Source organism: Streptomyces sp. NPDC047841, assembly GCF_040704085.1.
In the GTDB taxonomy this organism is placed as follows: Bacteria; Actinomycetota; Actinomycetes; order Streptomycetales; family Streptomycetaceae; genus Streptomyces; species Streptomyces argyrophylli.
Genome location: NZ_JBEYRP010000013.1, coordinates 120,094 through 137,911 on the forward strand (window position 1 = coordinate 120,094; position 17,818 = coordinate 137,911).

The window sequence follows — 17,818 nt, forward strand, 5'->3', positions numbered from 1 at the left end:
TTCGTCGCCGGCCTGATGTCCGGCCGTCCCATCGCCCCGTCCGCCACGGCCGCTCCTGCCCCATTCCTCGCCGCTGAGCCCTCGCCGGGCGGTCCCGGCCGGCGGTCCACCCCCGTCGGCCGCCTCGTGCCGGGCCGCAGCGGTTGCCGCCGCCACCCTGGGCCCCGTCCGCACGGTCGGCCACCGTCCACCACGTCGCCCGCCGCCGAAGGGGTGGAAGGACGAGCTGACCGAGCGCTGGAATGCAGCAACGCAGGATGGCGCACCGCCGCCGCTGCGTCGTCCAGTTCCGCCGGCCCGCCCGGGCCTCGCGCCACAGCGCACCGCGGTGACACCCGGCAGGGGTGCCATCGCGGGGGTGTGGAGAGGTTCCGTCTCCACCGGCATGGTTCTGCATCATCGAGTGATCTGGTCTGCTTCGCCTCCGGTCTCAGGCCGTCGGCTTCAGCGACAGAGCTTCATGATGGAGTCGTCGAAGTCGGAGAACTCTTGCGCGGCCTGCTCGATCACGACGGATCCTGGGGTGCGGTGGTCTGGGGCGAAGCGTTCCGCGATGGCCGTCAGTTCGCGATGGGGATGTGGCACCCAGCCGGGCTCGTACGAGGTAGCAGCCTCCCAGGGGCCGAAGCCGTCGGCCAACAGCCACAGGAAGTCGCCCAGACTGCGCGCGACGACGCCGGTCTCCCCTTCGGAGCCGAGGAAAACGACAGGCTGCTCGACCAGTGCCCGGCCTGGCCGGACCAGCCAGAAGGCGGCGTATCCGCCGGTGCCGTCCTGGCCGAACACACGGAAGGCGTCGCCGTCCACCTCGCTGTTGCCGGTCCACAGCCGGAACCAGTCGGTTGTCTCATCTGCGGGCAGAAAAGCCGCGAAGGGTTCGAAGTCGACGCCGTCACCGTCGGCGTAGTCAAACCTGACCGCCATGGCGGCGGCCAGCGCGGCAGGAAACCCGCGGTCTTCGTTCGGTGTCACGCGAACAGGGTGACACGGGCGGGATGTGGAAGGACGACCAGGTCGTGGCATCGGTTCGTATCGGCGGAGCCGGACTGTTCAAGGGAGCTGGCGAGCGGTGGAGGGCCCTTACAGCCCTTCGTCTGTTGCCGGAACGGCCCTCCAGTTTGCCGGCGGCCCCGCGGGCAGGCCCCCCTTGGGTGCCTGTCCGCGTTGATCCAACGCCATGGATCGGGGTAGATGCTGGAGATGTGCGGCGACCTGCGTTGTTGACGGATGCGTGGGTGCGGTGACGTTGTCGTGGCAGCAACCGGAAGGGGCAGGTCGTATGGCGCGTACGCGTGCGGATGCAAGGACGAGGCATCCTCGCCATGAGCGCAGGGGCGAGGCGCGGCTGCCGGCAGTGGTGGCGACGCTTGCCGCGATCGCCCTGTACCTGTTCCTGCCGCAGCGGTTGCTGATCGCTCCTCGTTATGTGCTCCCCGCCCTGGAATGTTTGCTGCTCGTTCCGCTCATCGCGATCAACCCGAAACGTCTGACCCGGCAGACGAGGGCCTTCCGGGTGCTCTCGCTGACGCTTGTGGCCGTCATCGCCCTCAGCAATCTCGTGGCGCTGACCATCTTGGTCCACGAGCTGGTGTACGCCGGCGTGAAGGATGGCCGTTCACTGCTGGTGGCTGCACTGCAGGTCTGGCTCACCAACATCATCGTCTTCGGTCTGGCCTACTGGGAGCTGGACCGGGGCGGCCCGGTCAGCCGCACCCAGGTGCCCCGCTCCGCGTTGCCCCTGGCGGACTTCCGCTTCTCACAGGACGAGAACGACGACGCCGTCCAAGAAGTCGCCGACGGCGCCAGCGGCGCCTCGGACTGGGTTCCCACCTTGGTGGACTACCTGTATGTGTCGGTCACCAACTCCACGGCCTTCAGTCCGACCGACACCATGCCGCTGTCGACCCGCGCCAAAGTCATGATGAGCGTGCAGAGCGTCTCCGCCCTCTTGACCTCCCTCCTGGTGATCGCACGAGCCGTGAGCATCCTGCACTGACCAGCGTTCACGGCGAGGCGAGCACGGCGACCACTGAAACGCCGGAGCCGTTCCTGGACGACACAGCCGCCTCGCCGTCGAGCGAGGCGACGTCCCTGCCCTGTGCGCGGTGATGCTGACCGCATACACCACGAGCCGGCCGGGGTGATGCGCCTGCCCGCATCCCAGAGGGCCCTCAGCCCGGGGCGCTCACACGCCGTCCCTCCACCGGGACACGGGAGCCCGGCCACCGCGCCGTGATCCCGGCGGGCCGCCCTCATTGTGCTGGCTGGTGCCACGCCCCTTTGCCGCACTGTGACGGTGCCTGACCGCGTGCCGCATCAGCCCACTCCTGACGCGGACAGATAAGTCTTAGATGCGCCCCGTCACGGACAGCGCCCCGCCCGCGTGGCCCACCCAGCCCAGGCGCATTTCGTGCCAGCTGGTGGACGCCAGCCGCGCGGCGCGGCGACGGCTTGGCGAGGTGGCTGGAAGCCGGCTAAGGAGTCGCAGGCGACCGGCGGGTCGCCTGCTGCTCGCTGAGCTTCGCCATGACCCGATCACGGAAACTGCAGCGGCCCTGATCCTCGGCTGCTGCCCGCCCCGGAGCCGCGGCCGGATCGTGGCCGCCCTGCGCGAGGACCTGCCCGACCAGCCGTCCATGTGGCGTACGCGCTGCTGGGCGGCCACCACGACCTTCCCGGCGAGCCCGCCGGACGCCTGTCTTGAGCCGGTGCTGACGGCCCCCACGGTGACGCGGTAGCCTCCCGCCTGTTCACCATGCTCGTCGTCTCTTCGCCACACGTCATGTGCGGCGCTCCGCCGAGCCGGAACCACAGCTGGCCTTCGAGGCCCACTCCGCCATCCCCCGACCGGCCCGCCTGGACGCCCGCGACGCGGTGTCTGGCCCCGGGTCTGGAACACCCTCCGGCGCGGCAGCCCGTTCCGACGGCGGCACCCGTTCCTGCGCCCGACGCGGCGCGCCCGACGCGGCGCGCCCGACGCGGCGCGCCCGACGCGGGGCGCACGTTACGGCACGCGGGACTCCCCGACGAGGTGGGATGCGCCGCTTGTGCTTCCGCGCGCCCCTACTGGCCGAAGCATGAAGCTGCCACCATCGCCCTGCGCGGCTCACGGTCGCGGCCACGGACACGGCGACGGGGGACGCATGACGCGGCGATGGCTGGTGACAGGGTGCTCTTCAGGGCTCGGGCGGGCGCTGGCAGGCGCTGCCGCCCAGGCCGGCGACCTGGTGATCGCCACCGCCCGCAGGCCCGCCACCATGAATGACCTGGCTGACCGGTACCCGGACCGGGTGTCGGCGGTGGCTTTGGACGTGTGCGACGCCGGGCAGTGCGAAGCCGCGGTCGCCCACGCGGTCGATCGCTTCGGCGGTGTCGACGTGCTGGTGAACAACGCCGGGGCAGGGCTGTTCGGCGCGGTCGAAGAGGTGTCCGACGACGAACTTCGCGCCCAACTTGAGGTGTTGACTGTCGCGCCGTGGCGACTCACTCGCTTGGTGCTTCCCCTGATGCGCCGTCAGGGCTTCGGGCACGTGGTCAACGTCTCCTCGATCGCCGGACGGATGGGGCTGCCGGGTCTGTCCGCCTATGTGACGGGCAAGTACGCGCTGGAAGGGATGAGTCAGGCCCTGGCGGCGGAAGTCGCGCCCTTCGGTATCCGGGTGCACGCTGTCGAGCCCGGCGGTTTCGCCACCCGCTACGGCACCTCGCTGGCCGAGGCCGCCGGCCGCATCCAGGACTACGCGCAGAGCACGGGAGACGTCGAGGCAGGCCTGCGGGGCATGCCCGGCAACCCCGAGCTGAGCCGGCCCGAAGTTTTCGCCCACCACGTCCTGCGCCTGGTGGCGTCGCCCACGGCACCACTGCGCGTACCGATCGGCGCGGACGCCTACGACTTCCTGGAGGCGGTCGAGGCCGCGGGCCGCGCCGAGTTGGCGGCCGCGCACGCCTTCGTCCACGACCCCGCCGAGCGCCCGGGGGAAGACGCGGCACCCGTGACGCCCACTGCGTGACAACGGTGCCCGTGGTGAACCGCGCCCGCCGTCCTACCTGCCGGACGAGAGCGGCCTGTCCCTCGCCCGGCGCCTGAGCCGCGAGCGCACGGTCGTCGAGCTGATCGTGGCCAGCGCGGACAACCGTCGCGTCTCTGTACGGGACACGCCAGAGTGGGGCCGCGGCTGGTCCGGCTACCAGCGCATGCCGAGCCGGTCTCGCTCGGCGCGTCGTTCGGGGGTGAGTTGGTCGGCTCGGCGGCGGGTGTTGTCCACGAACGTCCCGAGCTTGATGTCGACCGGATGGCCGTCGGCGTCCAGACGCTCGCCACTGTTCGCCCGTACCTACCGCCGGCTTCCTGCCGCCGCGCGCGCATGCCGCCTGTCGCCGCCGCCCCGCCGCTCACGGTCCTCGGCTGCGCCGAGCCGCTGCCCGCCCTGCGCCCCGGGCCGGCGAGCTGCCGGCAAGCCGGCCGCACCGCTGCGACCGCGCGCCGGCCTCCCGATCGCCCCGACGCCCGGCCGCGCCGGTGCCGTGCCTCCCGCCCTGGCCGGGCCGCGCCCCCCCGCGTCGGACCGCCCGGCCGCGCCGAAGCCGCCACGCCTCCACCTGGCCGTCCAGCAGCCGGCGCCGAGCTGCGCCGCCTCTGCCGCCTCCCGGGCCTGCCTCCGCCTCCCGGGCCTGCCTCCGCCTCCCGGGCCTGCCTCCGCCTGCCGCCCGCCGTTCTGCGGCCGCGCGGCGCCGTGCACTGAGGCCGCCTCCCGCCGTCCGGCCGCCGTGGCCCTGTCCGCGCCCCCTGGCCGTCCGCGCCCGGCCCCCGGCCGTCCGTCGGCGGTCCGCCGTCCCGTCCACCGCGCCGCGCCGCGCCGGTCCTGGCCGTCCGGGTGCTTACGCCGAACGGTGAGGCGTCCTGGCGGCGACCCGGCCGACACCGCCCGCGTGCCGCCCACCGCCTGCTCGCCGTCCCGGAGGCCGGGCCGCCACGAAAGCGGGCGGGGCGGGAAGCGCACGTACGAGAAGAGACGCGGATTTCACCCGTGCACTGGTCCGCTTCCGGTCCGTTCCTGGTTCGCCGCCGTGGACGGGCGGTGCGGGGCGCGGCCGGGGCCGGGGGGTGCCGGCGTCGACCCCGGCCGGTGGCGACTGTCCCGGTCCGAGGAGGGGCGGGGGCGAGTGTGTCCGGGCCGGTCGGCACGGGTGTGGTCATGGGGTGGGGAGGATGGCGGTGACGGGTGTCCAGGAAGGGTGTTGCGGGTGGGACGCAAGTCTCCGTAAATCCGAACGAGTTCAGGAAGGACGCGGTCGCGCTCAATTCGCGCTGCGGGCGGGAAGCGGACGTACGCGGCGGTGGCCGCAGATCTCGGCATCACCGCGGATTCGCTGTGGACGCGGATTCGCTGCGGACGTGGTGCGCAAGAACGAGGCCCAGGCCGTGCCCGAGGGCCGCGACGGCAGTGTGAGCGCGGCCCAGGAACTGGCCCGGTCGCGAGCGGGTAGTGCCCGGCTGCGCACGGCCGAGCAGGAGTAGACGGTCGTCCGGCCAGACCATCACAACACGTTCGGTCAGAGTGACAGCGGGTAGGGGCCCGGGCCCTTGAGGGTTCGGTGGATTGGCGTGGTCACTGTGTGCCGCAGTCCGGGCAGTCCGGATACAGTCTGGGTCAGGTAGCGGTACAGGAGTTGCGCCGAGTCCACCTGGATGCTCGCGTACAGGTTCGCCGCGCCGGTCACCGCCGCGGCGAAGGACACCTCGGGATGTGCCGCCAGGGCCTCGCCCGCCTCGCCCAGCCGCGCGGGGTCGATCTCCAGCCAGAGCGCGACCCTGAGCTTCCGGTGCAGGACGTCGGGGTGGTAGTCCACGTCGAAGTACAGCACGCCTTCGGCACGTAGATCGTTGATGCGCCGGCGCACTGTGGACTCGGACAGCCTGGTGGCCGCGGCGAGTTCGCCCACCGGGGCCCTTCCGTCGCGGGCCAGCAGGTCGAGCAGCAGTCGGTCGCGGTCGTCCAGCGCGACGGGTTCGGAGCGGGCTGTCCGCCCTCCGTCCGTCAGCCGCGGGGTCAGTGCGGCGACCTGCGCGTCGGTCAGCGGCCCGGTCTTGTTGATGAAGCCGAGGTCCTGGCCGAAGAACACATGCAGGACGCAGTGCGCGGAGACGTCGACCACCCGGGGGATACGGGGCAGCTTCTGCACCAGGAAGGGCTCCTCCAGGCCAGGCCCGCGGGAGCGCACCGCGGCCATCGTCTCCGTTCCCCCCGAGGTGAGGTTGACCCAGGTGGTGTCCGTGCGCCGGGCCAGCGCGGAACCGATGGAGGCGGATGCGTCCGGTGTACACCGCACGCGCACGAACCATGACAGGTCCCCCAGCCGGAACGGGTCGGTCAGACCCAGTACGCGCAGCTTCCCAGTGGTGCGCAGGCGGGTGTAGCGACGAGCCGCGGTCTGGTCGGAGACACCGAGCGCGGCCGCGATCTCGGTGAAGGAGGCACGGCCGTTGAGTTGGAGGGCGTGGGCCAGGGCCAGGTCTTCATCGGTGAGGTGATGCCCCGCATGGTCGGGACTGTCGAGATACGTCTTCACAGCACCAATTCTAGGGAAAACGCGCAGATTTGGCCGTGCGAGTTATGCGATCGCGTACACGCCGTCGACAGTTGCCGAGGACCGGGTTTCGGTCCGTTCCCCGATTCCTGAACGGAGATGACGACATGCGTAAGTGGGGGCCGCTCATCGCGGTCTGTCTCGGCGCGTGCATCCTGCTGGTGGACGTCACCATCGTGAACGTGGCGCTGCCCAGCATGGCCCGTGACCTCGGCGCGTCATTCGCGTCGCTGCAGTGGGTCATCGACGCCTACGCGCTGGCTCTGGCGGCGCTGCTGCTCGCTGCCGGCGCTTTCGCCGACCGCTATGGACACCGGCGAGCCTATGCGGGTGGGCTCGCACTGTTCGCCGCGGCCTCGCTCGTCTGCGGCTTCGCTCCCGATGCCGAGGTACTCATCTCGGCCCGGGCTGTGCAGGGCATCGGCGGAGCCGCCATGTTCGCCACCGCTCCCGCTCTGCTGCTCACCTCTTACCACGGAAGGGACCGCGGTACGGCCTTCGGGCTGTGGGGTGCGACCAACGGGGCCGCAGCGGCGGCGGGTCCGCTGCTGGGCGGCGTGCTGACACAGCACATCAGCTGGCCCGTGATCTTCTGGATCAACCTGCCCGTCGCGGTCATAGCCATCATTCTGACCCGGCGCTTCATGGCTGCCGACCGGCCGGTCGCGGCCGGCCGGAAGAACCGCATCGACGTCTCGGGGGCCGCGACCTTCAGCGTGGCCGCCGGCGCCCTCGTTTACGGGCTCATCCGCGGGTCCGACGACAGCTGGGGCTCGCCCGGCACACTCGTCTCCTATGCTGTCGCCGCGCTCGCCCTGGTGGCCTTCGTGGTGGTGGAACACCGCACCGCCCGCCGGGGCGAAACCCCGATGCTGGACTTGGCGCTGCTGCGCAACGCCTCCTTCACCGGGCTGTTGACCGGCGCGCTTCTCCTGCAGGCCAGCGCCTTCGGCTGCCTCGCGCTCGTGTCGCTGTGGCTGCAGTCCCTGGCCGGACTCGCTCCCATCGGGGCGGGACTCGCTCTGACTCCGCTCGCGGCCGCGTCGTTCCTCGTCTCGGCTGTGTCCGGCAGGCACATCCAGCGGCTCTCCCCGCGCCTGCCCATCGGGCTCGGTCTGCTGCTGGTGGCGGCGGGCATGCTCCTGCTGCGCGCCGGTATGACGGGGGACGCGAGCGCGACGTCACTCACCTGGGGGATGGTCGTCACCGGTCTCGGGGTGGGCCTGGCCACGCCCGTCCTTGTCTCCGCCGCCGCCTCCGCCGTGCCGCGGCAGCGCGCAGGCATGGCGGGCGGAGCCATCAACACCGCGCGCCAACTGGGCATGACCCTGGCCATCGCGGTCCTCGGGGCCGTCTTCGCGAGCACTGCCGCCACCACGCTGACAGACGGCGAGCTGCCGTACGCCGCCGAGGCCGCCGACGCTCTGGCCTCGGGCCAGGCGAACGAGGTGATCGCCTCCGCACCGGCCGGGCACCGCAAGGCGGCGGCCGACCTCGCCCACCAGGCCTTCGCCGCTGGGCTGGACCGCGTCTTCCTCCTCTCGGCCCTGGCCGCAGCCGTCGGCGCCGTGGCCGTACTGCTCATGGTCCGTCCGGCACCTGCGTCCGACCCCGGCCGTACCTCCGAGGCCGGCGAGGTATCCGCCCCTGCGCGGACGTGACGCCGACGCCGGCTTCGTAACTGGTGGAGACAGGACGGCGAACAGGACGGCGAACAGGGCGCGGTCGCCGCCCGCGAGTTGCCGGACTCCGACGACGGGCCGACCCCACGGCGCCCGGGATCGGCCCGCAGGCGGAGACACCGAGGGGACACCGAACTCCCCAGCAGTCATGTCTCGCCACTGTCACGTCCCGAGGAAGTGGCCGCGGCAATCTCGGCGATGCTGCGGCCCGAAGAGGATTCCGCAAGCTGATCCACTGCGGCCGGCCCCTGCCCCTCGAATCCCAGCGTACTGGTCCGGGTTGTCTGCTCCCGCGCGTCCGAAGCGGTCTGAGCACGGCGAGGTACGCCGCGCTCAGACCGACAGCACCTGCGAGATCCGTCAGCCACCGTGCCCCGGCCCTATGTCACAGCCCTGGTTCAACTGGACGCCCCTGGACGATCCTTACCCGCGCCAGGTAGGACCGTCACGGCTCAGAGCAGGTGGCGACCGCCCTACGGCCTGCGGATTGTCACCCCGGCAGTTCCTCGTCGATGAAGGTCAGCAGCAGGTTCGTCCAGGACGGGAACGGCCCATGCCTCGACCGCGACGGCCGCGTCGCTGACGCCGAAGTGGGTCAGACGGTTGCGCAGTTCGAACTCACTGGCCAGTGGTGGTCCCTTCCTGCCCTCACACGGGCCGCCCTTGCCGCGGGACCACCGCGACCCTACGAGACCCTTGGCGGGTCAGTCCTTCAGCGGGAGCCCGCAGGCCGCGGAGCGGGCCAGGATGCAGAAGGCGTTCTCTCCGCCTCGCAAGCGGTGCTTGACGACCGGGCGGTCGAGGCCAGGAGGCGGTTGCTGGCCGGCCGCCCGACGCCGGAAGGCGCCCGGCCGGCCGTCCTCGTGCTGGCAGCCTGCCCGCCCGAGCGGGTCGCCGGCCTGTACCAGTGGGTCCGCGCGACACTCGGCCCGGCCCCTGCCGCCGAGGGATCGCCCAGGTCCTGCCCGCCGCTGTTGTGGTTGAGGCCGGCGGCCGGGCCCCGGCTTCCGGGCTGCGGGTCTGGGCCTGATCGCCGGTCCTGCCCGCACCGCTACTGGCCGCGCTGTGCCGGCAGCCTCGCCTGGCCCGCTCACTCACCTGATACCGCCCACTCGCCCGAGCAAGCGACTTCCAGGACGCGTCGGCGTAGGTGAGATGGGGCCGTAGACGGTGCAGCGGAAGAGCAGGGCGCTCGCCCCGCCGCCCAGGTGGGTCAGGAAGTGCTCAAGCTCGTTTTCGTCGTGCCAGCCGTCGAGGTGCATGTCGGTCCGTAGCTGGTCGCAGGCTTCGGGATGCACCAGCGGCGTCCTCAGGGACCGGCGGCATGCCCAGTTGTTCGAGGGTCGCGGTCAGCTCGCGGTGCGTCAGGCTGCCAAGACATCGGCGCGCAGCGGAATGGCGTACCGTTCCGCCTGGACAGGCGGATGCCATGAGACCTCTGCCTGCACGACGGCCCCGCACCAGCAGGACCGCGCCGCTCGCCGCCGCCGTCCCGGCCGCATTCGAAATGATCGCTGCCCGTCGAGGAGATGATCGCTCCCAGGCCCGCCCTCGTCCTGCGGGTTCAGTCCCACCAGAAATCCCAGGAGTTGAGGTCGATGAGGCCCTCTGCGTAGGAGGCCAGGTCCGGGTGTCGGCCCTGCCAGATGTTGTCCGGGCAGAAGGCGAAGTGCTCGGCGGCGACGGCCAGGGCGTCTTCGAGTCGGCTCGGGGGTGTGGCGACGCTGAGGTGCAGGGTGCTGAATCCGACGCCGACGACACGCACACCGAATCGGTCTTCCCAGTCGCGGACGACGGCGGCGAAGGTCCCGGTGTCGTTGTCGTAGTTGGCGGGCCCCATCCAGCCGGCCGTGGCCAGGGCGTCGGCGCCGCGGGGTGCGGCGACGAGTCCGAGGCGTGCGTGCGGATTCTGTGTCAGGAAGGCTCGCGCGTACTGGTCGGCGATCTCATCGGCATGCGGCGAGGGTGTCGGTGCGGGTGCTTGGCCGGGCCAAGCCTGGCCGAAGGGGGCGGTGACGGCCAAGCGTTCGTCGGCGGTGAGCTGGTCGTCATCTTCGTCAACGGTGCTGTAGTCCTGCCACCAACGGGCAAGGAGGTCCTTGGCGCTGTGGTCTGCGGGCGACGACATGCGCTCGGGCCACAGTTCGCCACAGCCCCAGGGGCGGAAGTCCGCATGATGCGGGTCCAGAGCGTCGAGCAAGAGCGGCCAGAGTCCTGAAGTGGCATGTTCGGCCCGCAGCCTCGGCCACAGATCGGGTGCGGCGGGGGCATCGCTCAGCCACAGCGGCTGCGCGCCGGCGTCGCCTATCTCCGAGGTGATCATGTGGCCGGGCGGCAGTGCTGTGCCGTGGGGCAGACGAGATTCGGGGTTCACGAGCGGATGCTAAGTCGTGGGTCTGACACCGGAGGACGGGGTGATGGCTGCGATGGCGGAGGGTGTTTCAGTTGATCCCGACCTTGCCACGAAATGAATCACGTGACCGCTGACGCCGTGCTCCTCGGCGAAGAAGTGAGCCCCCACGGCTGGGTCAGTGCGCACCCCAGGGGCACGCGAGGCTCTATCGGTCGTGGGGGTACGAGGACATCGGTCAGAGTCAGCCCTTTGCCGCCTCGCCCGTCCTCACGGTCATGATCGGCGCCAACTAGCGCGACACGGTCCCCGACCGCGGTTGATACTCCTCTTGATCGTCAAGTCCTGCGGGCGGGATGGGCGCCGTATCGTCGCCGGGTGCGGTACTTGGCGGAGTCGTTCATTGTCGGGGCCTTGCGGCGTGGCCGTTCGGTCGAGCAGTTCCTTGGGCCGTGCGGCTCGGCAGAGCGGCCTGGTGTGCGCTATGTCGAGGTTCGTGCGACGAAGGGCCCCTTTGAGGTCTACCTCCACACGGACGAGGACGTCGGCAGCGAGGGCTTCCTGGACCCGGGTGAGTTCCCGCCGTTCGATCAATGATGAGGCCAGCGAGTTCGGTCAGCTTCTGGGCAGGGCCGAGGACCCGCTGGGCGCGCTGGTCGTTGCCGAAGAGCGCACGGGAGCCGTGCGAGGCCGGTGGGTCAACGAGAACGTTGTCCAGGACGAGTACGGCGACTTCCTTCGCGCCGGCCGGCCCTCTGGTGTCTCCGTCGGCGGTCGGCCGTGGCCGGATGCGCGGGACGTTGTATGACCTCGCGCTTCATCAAGCGGCGTTGAGCCAGTCCCGGAAGGTGTGGGCAAGGGTGTCGTCCCGGCGGATTCCTCGTTCGAGGGCGGAGATGGTGGCCGGCCGGACTCCGAAGTGGCGGGCGGTGGCGGTGAGCGTGATGTGCTTGGCCCAGGGGTCCAGCGGTCCAGGGGCCCAGGGGAGGCGCAGGGGCGCAGGGGGGCAGGCCGGCGATGCCGGGGACGGTGACCGTGGTGGTCAGGCAGCGGAACATCTCCCGGGCGATGGCCCGCTTCAACAGCCGGATGGCCGGCTGGAGGCAAGCCGGCCGGGGAGCGGCGTGCGGCCGTCGCTGATATGACGCCCTGAGCGATGCCCCCCCGTCGCCACGCCCTGCGGCACCGCCGTGCCCGGACCGGCCACTTCGTCGCTGTCCCATGTCGCGCGGGCGTGGTTGGCCGCCAGCTGGGTCTTGCCTGCCCCGCCCATGCCGGCCGGTACCTGGCCCAGCACGACCGTGCTGCCCTCGGTCACGGCCTGCTCTGGCTGCGCGGCGACGGCACGGTCCTGGAAGCAGTCACCGGTCGAGGCAGACCGTGTTTGTCAGTGTGGTCAGCTGAACGTGTCGCAGCTGGCGACGCGGCCGGAGCGGTAGCCGGTGGAAAACCATTGCTGACGCTGGCTCGCGGAGCCGTGGGTCCAGGTGTCGGGTGTGACCTTGCCCTGGTAGCGCTGCTGGATACGGTCGTCTCCGACGGCGGCGGCCGCGTCCAGCCCGCGGTTGATGTCGTCCTTCGTCAGGTCGGTGATCAGTGGCTTACCGCTCTTGGGGTCAGGGGTGGTGGTGGCGTGGTGGGCCCACACTCCGGCGTAGCAGTCCGCCTGCAACTCGAGTTTCACCGAGCCGCTGTTCTGGCCCTTTCCGCTGCCGTGGGAGATCGTTCCGCTGAGGTCCTGGAAGTGGTGGCCGTATTCGTGCGCGATGACGTAGGCCTCGGCGAACGGGCCGCCTTTGGCGCCGAACTTGCTGCTCAGATCGTTGAAGAAGCCGAGGTCGAGATAGACCTTGTCATCGGCCGAGCAGTAGAAGGGGCCGACGTCTGAAGTCGCGTTCCCGCAACCGGTGTTCACACTGCCGGTGAACAGGAACGTCGGGGCCTGCTGGTAGGGCTTGCCGGCGGCTGTCTCCGTCTGCTTCCAGAATGCCTGCACGCTGTCGACCACGGCGACGATCCGGCACTCCTCCTTGCGGTTGGCGTCAGCACCGGTCCGGCAGTCGGCCGCGAGGTCCGCGGCTGACTTGCCGGGCGAGGACGTGTCGCTGCTGCCCGAGCCGAACACGCCCGGGTCGACACCCAAGAGCACGGCCGCGACCAGCACCACGAGCCCGACCAGTCCCCCGCCGATGGTCTTCCCGCCGCCCGGGATCCCGCCCAGCGCACCTCCCCGACCGTCCTCGACCTCGGACGTGTCCAGAGCAGCATCGTCGTCGAATTGCATACGTCGACCTCCCTCAAGCAGCGCGCCGGACCGCCCCGCGTCGTCCCGCTCGCCTACCCCGTACGAGGACATCCCCATCCCGTCCTCTTTCTGCTCCGCCTCTCGAAGGAGCCGGCGGGCGATCCGCGACGCCGCTCCGTGGGTGAACGGCGGACCGCGGTGCGCGGTGACGGCCCCTCCAGACCGCGCAGCGAGCGGGCCCCGCAGGCCACCGTGGCCCTGAAAGGGGACGGCACGGTCATCGCCCAGGTCGCCCAGGCCCGTCACCTGGCCGCCGACTTCCACCCCGCGTGCAGGCCGACCGCGGCCTGCCGGTCTCTCAGCGCGCCATGGACCTGACCCGGCTGGTGGTCAGCGAGCTGGTCACCAACGCCTGCAAGTACGCTCCCGGCCCGGTCCTACCTGTGAATCACCGGGGACACGGTCGAGGTCGTGGTCTGGGACTCCGACCCGGTGCCCCCTCGCTCGGGCCTTGGACGCCGACCGGGGCGGGCAGCACGGCCTGGAGACCGTCATGGCCGTCGCGCAGGCTTTCGAAGCGCAGCGCGAGCCGGTCGGCAAGCGCATCACCGTCTCACCATCCGCATAGCCCTGCTGGACGATCCCGGCGGCGCGGTCGCCGGACGCCGCCCCCTGTGACAAGGGCAGGCGGGCAAGACGCACGGGGCTGCCACGCGAGAAGGCCCGTAGCCGCATGCGGACCGACACTTGTACCGGGGTGTCTTCCGGGAGAGGGCCCGACACCGTGGTCATCATTGCTTGCCTGCTGCTGCCGATGGTGGCGTTCGCGCCGTAGGGAACGGACCGCATCGAGAACTGGCCGCCGGGCCCGCCTCGCCGCGAACGCGCTGCGCCGCCGCGGCCCCGGTGTGGTGGTCGGGGATCGTCTGCGGGTGGTTCGGGGGCGGGGCGTCCGATCCGGTCGGGCGCGGGTTCGGGCAGGGGCAAGTGACGGCCGTCCCGCTCGCCGCCGATCGCGTCGAGGAGGGTGTCCTCGGACATCCCCCCCGCTTCTCCCTCCCAGCTCATCCGCTGCGCCCCCGCCCTGCGGCGGACTCAGGCCCAGGTGCGTCATGCGAGGGCGCAGGGTGCCGGCGGTCGGCACGCGGGTGAGGACGGTGAGCCGTTCCTCGAGGGTGTCGGCCAGGCCGGGGTCGAGTGGCGCGTGAGGGGTGCCGCGCAGGTGTGCCGCGCAGGTGTGCGCCGGGCTGGCGGTGGTAGTTGGCCAGGATGTGGTCGGCGCAGTCCAGGAGCAGGTCGCAAGCCCATGGGCGACTCCCTCGACCGGCGGGGCGCCGCGGCGACGGCGAAGCGGCAACCGGGGCGCGGTCGCCGGCCACCTGCCGGGTCACGGTCTGCCGGGTCACGGTGAGCGGCGGGTGGCCGTGCCCGGGGTGAAGCCGGAGGTGACCGTCGGCCACCTGGAGAAGCCCGCGACCAACGCCCCCCTACGACGCCCCGGGCTCGGCGCCCCTCCTGCGCGCCGGGCCCGGCCCCTTCTCGCGCTCGGGGCCGCGCGGGACCTCGCGCTCGGGGCCGCCCGGGACGCCTGCGCGGTCGGGTGACTCGAAACCCGGGATCGGGGAACCGGAAGAGATGCCCTGACCCATAAGGGGAGGGCCGGGTCTCAGGACGCCCGGCTCCCTCACCGGAAGAAGGACCATGATGGCGCACGAAGACGACGGTGGGCAGGCCGTGCCGAACACCCCGGGCATGCGCTCCGACGGCGACGGCGTCACACGCCGCCGTCCGCTGCGCGAGCGGCACGTCGAGGAGACGGTCGATGTCGCGGTGCCGGTGCGCACGGCCTACAACCAGTGGACGCAGTTCAAGACGTTCCCGCGCTTCTCGACCGTGGTGCGCGACGTCGAGCAGATCAGGCCTACCGTCACCGCCTGGACCATCGGCTACGGCCCCCTGCGTCACCGTTTCGCGGTCGAGATCGTGGAACAGGACCCTGACGCCTACCTGGCCTGGCGTGGCCTGGAGCAGCACCCCACCCACCAGGGCGAGGTCGAGTTCAGGCCGACGGAGTCCGGTGGCACCGCGATCACGGTCCGGATGTTCCTCCAACCGCAGGGGGCCGCGAAGATCCTCACCCGCTCGTCCAGGCTCGTGGGGCTGACCGCGCGACTGGTGCGCGGGGAACTGGTGAGCTTCAAGCACTTCATCGAAGGGCTCGGTCAGGAGGGCGGTGCCTGGCGCGGCACCATCCGCAACGGCCGGGTTCAGCACGACACCCCGGAACCGCCCAGGAGCCGTGTCGCCCAGTGGCCCGTCGGCTGATCCGCGTACCACACACGGCAAGAGAAAGGCCAAGCGATGCAGAACCCGCCCGGTGAGGAGCCGGAGACCTCCCTCTCCGTGACACCACCGAAGAAGTGGGCGGCCGGGGTACCCGCCGTCGTGCACGCGCTGGAGTACTCCCTGGAGCAGACCTCCCCGCGCAAGACCGGGGTCGACCTGCTCACCATGAACCAAGTGGGCGGGGTCGACTGCCCCGGCTGCGCGTGGGCGGACCCCGCTCCGGGCCGGCGCCATCGCAACGAGTACTGCGAGAACGGCGCCAAGCACATCAACGACGAGGCCACGACGCGCCGGATCACGGCCGACTTCTTCCGCGAGCACAGCGTGTCCGATCTGGCCGCCCGCTCCGACATGTGGCTCAACCAGCAGGGCCGGCTCACCGAGCCGATGATCAAACGGCCCGGGTCGGACCACTACGAGCCCATCGGCTGGAACGACGCCCTGGGCGTCCTGGCGCAGGAACTCAAGGGGCTGGACTCGCCTGACGAGGCGGTCTTCTACACCTCCGGCCGGGCCAGCAACGAGGCCGCCTTCGTCTTCCAGCTCTTCGCCCGCGCCTACGGCACCAACAACCTGCCCGACTGCAGCAACATGTGCCACGAGTCCAGCGGCTTCGCCCTGAACGAGACGCTGGGCGTCGGCAAGGGCACCGTGAGTCTCGACGACCTCCACCACGCGGACCTGATCTTCCTGGTGGGGCAGAACCCGGGCAGCAATCACCCGCGGCAGCTTTCGGCCCTGGAGGAGGCCAAGCGCAACGGCGGCCGCATCGTGGCGGTGAACCCCTTGCCGGAGGCGGGGCTGCGACGCTTCAAGAACCCGCAGAAGCCGCGTGGTGTCGTAGGGCGGGGCACCCAGATCGCCGACCGCTTCCTGCACATCAAGCCGGGCGGAGACCTCGCCCTGTTCCAGGCACTGAACCGGCTGTTGCTGGAGGCGGAGGACGCGCGTCCCGGCACCGTCCTGGACCACGACTTCATCAACGCCCACACCTCCGGTTTCGAGGAGTTCGCCCGGCACGCCCGCACCGTCGACTGGGACGACGTGCGCGCGGCGACGGGACTGACCCGCGAGGAGATCGAGAAGGTCCGCGACGAGGTCCTGCGGAGCGAACGCGTCATCGTGTGCTGGGCGATGGGCATCACCCAGCACAAGCACGGCGTACCCACCATCCGGGAGATCGTCAACTTCCTGATGCTGCGCGGCAATCTCGGGCGCGCCGGCACGGGCGCCTGCCCGGTGCGCGGCCACAGCAACGTCCAGGGCGACCGCACCATGGGCATCTGGGAGCAGATGCCGGACACCTTCCTGGACGCCCTTCAGGAAGAGTTCGGCTTCGATCCGCCGCGCCCGCACGGCTTGGACTCGGTGAACTCGATCAAGGCGATGCTGGAGGGCCGCGTCAAGGTCTTCCTCGCCCTGGCCGGGAACTTCGTGCGCGCGGCGCCCGACAGCGAGGTCACCGAGAAGGCGATGCGTTCGTGCCGGCTGACCGCCCACATCTCCACCAAGCTCAACCGCTCGCACACCGTCTGCGGCGACACCGCCCTGATCCTGCCGACGCTGGGGCGCACCGAGCGTGATGTCCAGGCCGACGGCGAGCAGTTCGTCACCGTCGAGAACTCCATGAGCGAGGTGCACACCTCCCAGGGACGACTCGAACCGGCCTCGCGCGTGCTGCTGAGCGAGGTCGCCATCCTGTGCCGGCTCGCCCGGCTGAGCGTCGACGGCGAGAAGGACATCCCCTGGGCCAAGTTCGAGGGCGACTACAACACCATCCGCGACAGCATCTCCCGGATCGTGCCGGGCTTCCACGACTTCAACGCCCGGGTGACCCGTCCGGGAGGCTTCCGGCTACCCAACCCGGTCAACGAGGGCGTGTTCAGGACCGAGACCGGCAAGGCCCGGTTCACCTGCAACGAGCGAGTGGTCCCCCGGGCCCCCGAGGGTCACCTGCTGCTGCAGACCCTGCGCTCGCACGACCAGTGGAACACTGTCCCGTACACCAACAACGACCGCTACCGCGGCATCCACGGCAGCCGCCACGTGATCCTCGTCAACCCGGCCGACCTGTCCGAACTCGGCCTCGCCCAGGGCGATCGCGTGGACCTGGTGAGCGTCTGGGAGGACGGCACCGAGCGCCGGGCCGGGAACTTCGTGGTCGTGTCCTACCCGGCGGCCAAGGGTTCGGCCGCCGCCTACTACCCGGAGACGAACGTCCTGGTGCCGCTCGACAGCGTCGCCGACGTAAGCAACCAGCCCACGTCCAAGGGCATCGTCGTCCGCCTCGAACCCGCGGGCGACCGATCCCGGCCGGCACCCGTCTGACCGGCACCGATGACGCCGCAACCCCGGCGGGCCCCGCTGACAGCAGCGGGGCCCCGCGGTCCGTCCAGCCAGCCGTGCCGCGGCGTTCAGCAGACGGGCGTGATGGCGAAGGCCGGCAGCGTGCGGCAGCAGCTCGCCCAGAAGGGGTGACGAAACGTCCGCCGTTTTCGTGGATGGCCGCCATCGACCCCTCCCACAGCGCGGCCCGGATACTGCCCGAACTGAGCGACCCGGTCCCGGCGGCCGACTGCGCAAGAAGCTCGGCCGGACGATGCTCGA

14 protein-coding genes and 2 pseudogenes are annotated in these 17,818 nt (G+C 71.1%); 11 read left to right on the plus strand and 5 right to left on the minus strand.

The features are described from left to right. Nucleotides 1-444: 444 nt before the first annotated feature. Nucleotides 445-972 carry an SMI1/KNR4 family protein gene (locus AB0947_RS22855; RefSeq protein ID WP_366752179.1) on the minus strand — a complete coding sequence of 176 codons (528 nt, stop codon included), beginning with the start codon at nucleotides 970-972 and terminating at the stop codon, nucleotides 445-447. A 307-nt stretch (nucleotides 973-1,279) separates the two neighbouring features. Here AB0947_RS22855 and AB0947_RS22860 point away from each other — a divergent pair, with 307 nt between their 5' ends. The 4 genes from AB0947_RS22860 (at nucleotide 1,280) to AB0947_RS22875 (ending at nucleotide 5,518) form a co-directional block, all read left to right on the plus strand. Beyond that, entirely contained in the window at nucleotides 1,280-1,996 is a 717-nt protein-coding gene (locus tag AB0947_RS22860) for a hypothetical protein (RefSeq protein WP_366752180.1), read from the plus strand. A 601-nt stretch (nucleotides 1,997-2,597) separates the two neighbouring features. Beyond that, complete coding sequence (locus tag AB0947_RS22865) at nucleotides 2,598-2,738, plus strand: hypothetical protein (RefSeq protein WP_366752181.1); 141 nt, start codon at nucleotides 2,598-2,600, stop codon at nucleotides 2,736-2,738. Between the two features lie 405 nt (nucleotides 2,739-3,143). Further along, nucleotides 3,144-4,010 carry an SDR family oxidoreductase gene (locus AB0947_RS22870; protein ID WP_366752182.1) on the plus strand — a complete coding sequence of 289 codons (867 nt, stop codon included), beginning with the start codon at nucleotides 3,144-3,146 and terminating at the stop codon, nucleotides 4,008-4,010. Between the two features lie 1,385 nt (nucleotides 4,011-5,395). Further along, nucleotides 5,396-5,518, plus strand: coding sequence for a hypothetical protein (locus tag AB0947_RS22875; RefSeq protein WP_366752183.1), 123 nt, complete (start codon nucleotides 5,396-5,398; stop codon nucleotides 5,516-5,518). 35 nt (nucleotides 5,519-5,553) lie between these two features. Here the strand turns inward: AB0947_RS22875 and AB0947_RS22880 are convergent, their stop codons facing one another. After that, entirely contained in the window at nucleotides 5,554-6,570 is a 1,017-nt protein-coding gene (locus AB0947_RS22880; RefSeq protein ID WP_366752184.1) for an Lrp/AsnC family transcriptional regulator, read from the minus strand. A 125-nt stretch (nucleotides 6,571-6,695) separates the two neighbouring features. On the opposite strand from AB0947_RS22880, the gene AB0947_RS22885 reads away from it, so the two are divergent. Beyond that, a complete protein-coding gene (locus AB0947_RS22885; protein WP_366752185.1) occupies nucleotides 6,696-8,249 on the plus strand; it encodes an MFS transporter in 1,554 nt (517 codons plus the stop codon). Nucleotides 8,250-9,834: 1,585 nt separating this feature from the next. Here AB0947_RS22885 and AB0947_RS22890 read toward each other — a convergent pair. Continuing rightward, complete coding sequence (locus tag AB0947_RS22890; RefSeq protein ID WP_366752186.1) at nucleotides 9,835-10,644, minus strand: DUF4253 domain-containing protein; 810 nt, start codon at nucleotides 10,642-10,644, stop codon at nucleotides 9,835-9,837. A 173-nt stretch (nucleotides 10,645-10,817) separates the two neighbouring features. Between AB0947_RS22890 and AB0947_RS22895 the strand changes: the two are divergent. Together AB0947_RS22895 and AB0947_RS22900 are read left to right on the plus strand one after the other, a co-directional pair. Next, a pseudogene (locus tag AB0947_RS22895) lies at nucleotides 10,818-10,916 on the plus strand (GNAT family N-acetyltransferase); the annotation flags it as partial. 82 nt (nucleotides 10,917-10,998) lie between these two features. After that, on the plus strand, nucleotides 10,999-11,217 hold the full coding sequence (locus AB0947_RS22900; RefSeq protein WP_366752187.1) for a hypothetical protein: 219 nt from the start codon (nucleotides 10,999-11,001) through the stop codon (nucleotides 11,215-11,217). Nucleotides 11,218-11,698: 481 nt separating this feature from the next. Here AB0947_RS22900 and AB0947_RS22905 read toward each other — a convergent pair whose 3' ends face one another. Beyond that, nucleotides 11,699-11,938: a hypothetical protein gene (locus AB0947_RS22905; RefSeq protein ID WP_366752188.1), complete on the minus strand. Its 240-nt coding sequence runs from the start codon at nucleotides 11,936-11,938 to the stop codon at nucleotides 11,699-11,701. 78 nt (nucleotides 11,939-12,016) lie between these two features. Continuing rightward, nucleotides 12,017-12,904, minus strand: a complete 888-nt coding sequence (locus AB0947_RS22910) for a neutral zinc metallopeptidase (protein ID WP_366752189.1) — start codon at nucleotides 12,902-12,904, stop codon at nucleotides 12,017-12,019. Between the two features lie 213 nt (nucleotides 12,905-13,117). Between AB0947_RS22910 and AB0947_RS22915 the strand changes: the two are divergent. The 4 genes and pseudogenes from AB0947_RS22915 (at nucleotide 13,118) to AB0947_RS22930 (ending at nucleotide 17,539) form a co-directional block, all read left to right on the plus strand. After that, nucleotides 13,118-13,543 (plus strand): annotated as a pseudogene (locus AB0947_RS22915) (ATP-binding protein). A 740-nt stretch (nucleotides 13,544-14,283) separates the two neighbouring features. Next, nucleotides 14,284-14,469, plus strand: coding sequence for a hypothetical protein (locus AB0947_RS22920; protein ID WP_366752190.1), 186 nt, complete (start codon nucleotides 14,284-14,286; stop codon nucleotides 14,467-14,469). Nucleotides 14,470-14,569: 100 nt separating this feature from the next. Continuing rightward, nucleotides 14,570-15,190 (plus strand): SRPBCC family protein, encoded by a 621-nt coding sequence (locus AB0947_RS22925; RefSeq protein ID WP_366752343.1) that lies wholly within the window; start codon nucleotides 14,570-14,572, stop codon nucleotides 15,188-15,190. A gap of 36 nt (nucleotides 15,191-15,226) precedes the next feature. After that, nucleotides 15,227-17,539 carry an FdhF/YdeP family oxidoreductase gene (locus AB0947_RS22930; protein WP_366752191.1) on the plus strand — a complete coding sequence of 771 codons (2,313 nt, stop codon included), beginning with the start codon at nucleotides 15,227-15,229 and terminating at the stop codon, nucleotides 17,537-17,539. Nucleotides 17,540-17,818: the final 279 nt, after the last annotated feature.

Excerpts from the sequence above, each read along its gene's own strand:
- AB0947_RS22860 (WP_366752180.1), top strand. The coding sequence starts at position 1,280 with ATGGCGCGTACGCGTGCGGATGCAAGGACGAGGCATCCTCGCCATGAG.
- AB0947_RS22870 (WP_366752182.1), top strand. The coding sequence starts at position 3,144 with ATGACGCGGCGATGGCTGGTGACAGGGTGCTCTTCAGGGCTCGGGCGG.
- AB0947_RS22885 (WP_366752185.1), top strand. The coding sequence starts at position 6,696 with ATGCGTAAGTGGGGGCCGCTCATCGCGGTCTGTCTCGGCGCGTGCATC.
- AB0947_RS22910 (WP_366752189.1), bottom strand. The coding sequence starts at position 12,904 with ATGCAATTCGACGACGATGCTGCTCTGGACACGTCCGAGGTCGAGGAC.
- AB0947_RS22925 (WP_366752343.1), top strand. The coding sequence starts at position 14,570 with ATGGCGCACGAAGACGACGGTGGGCAGGCCGTGCCGAACACCCCGGGC.
- AB0947_RS22930 (WP_366752191.1), top strand. The coding sequence starts at position 15,227 with ATGCAGAACCCGCCCGGTGAGGAGCCGGAGACCTCCCTCTCCGTGACA.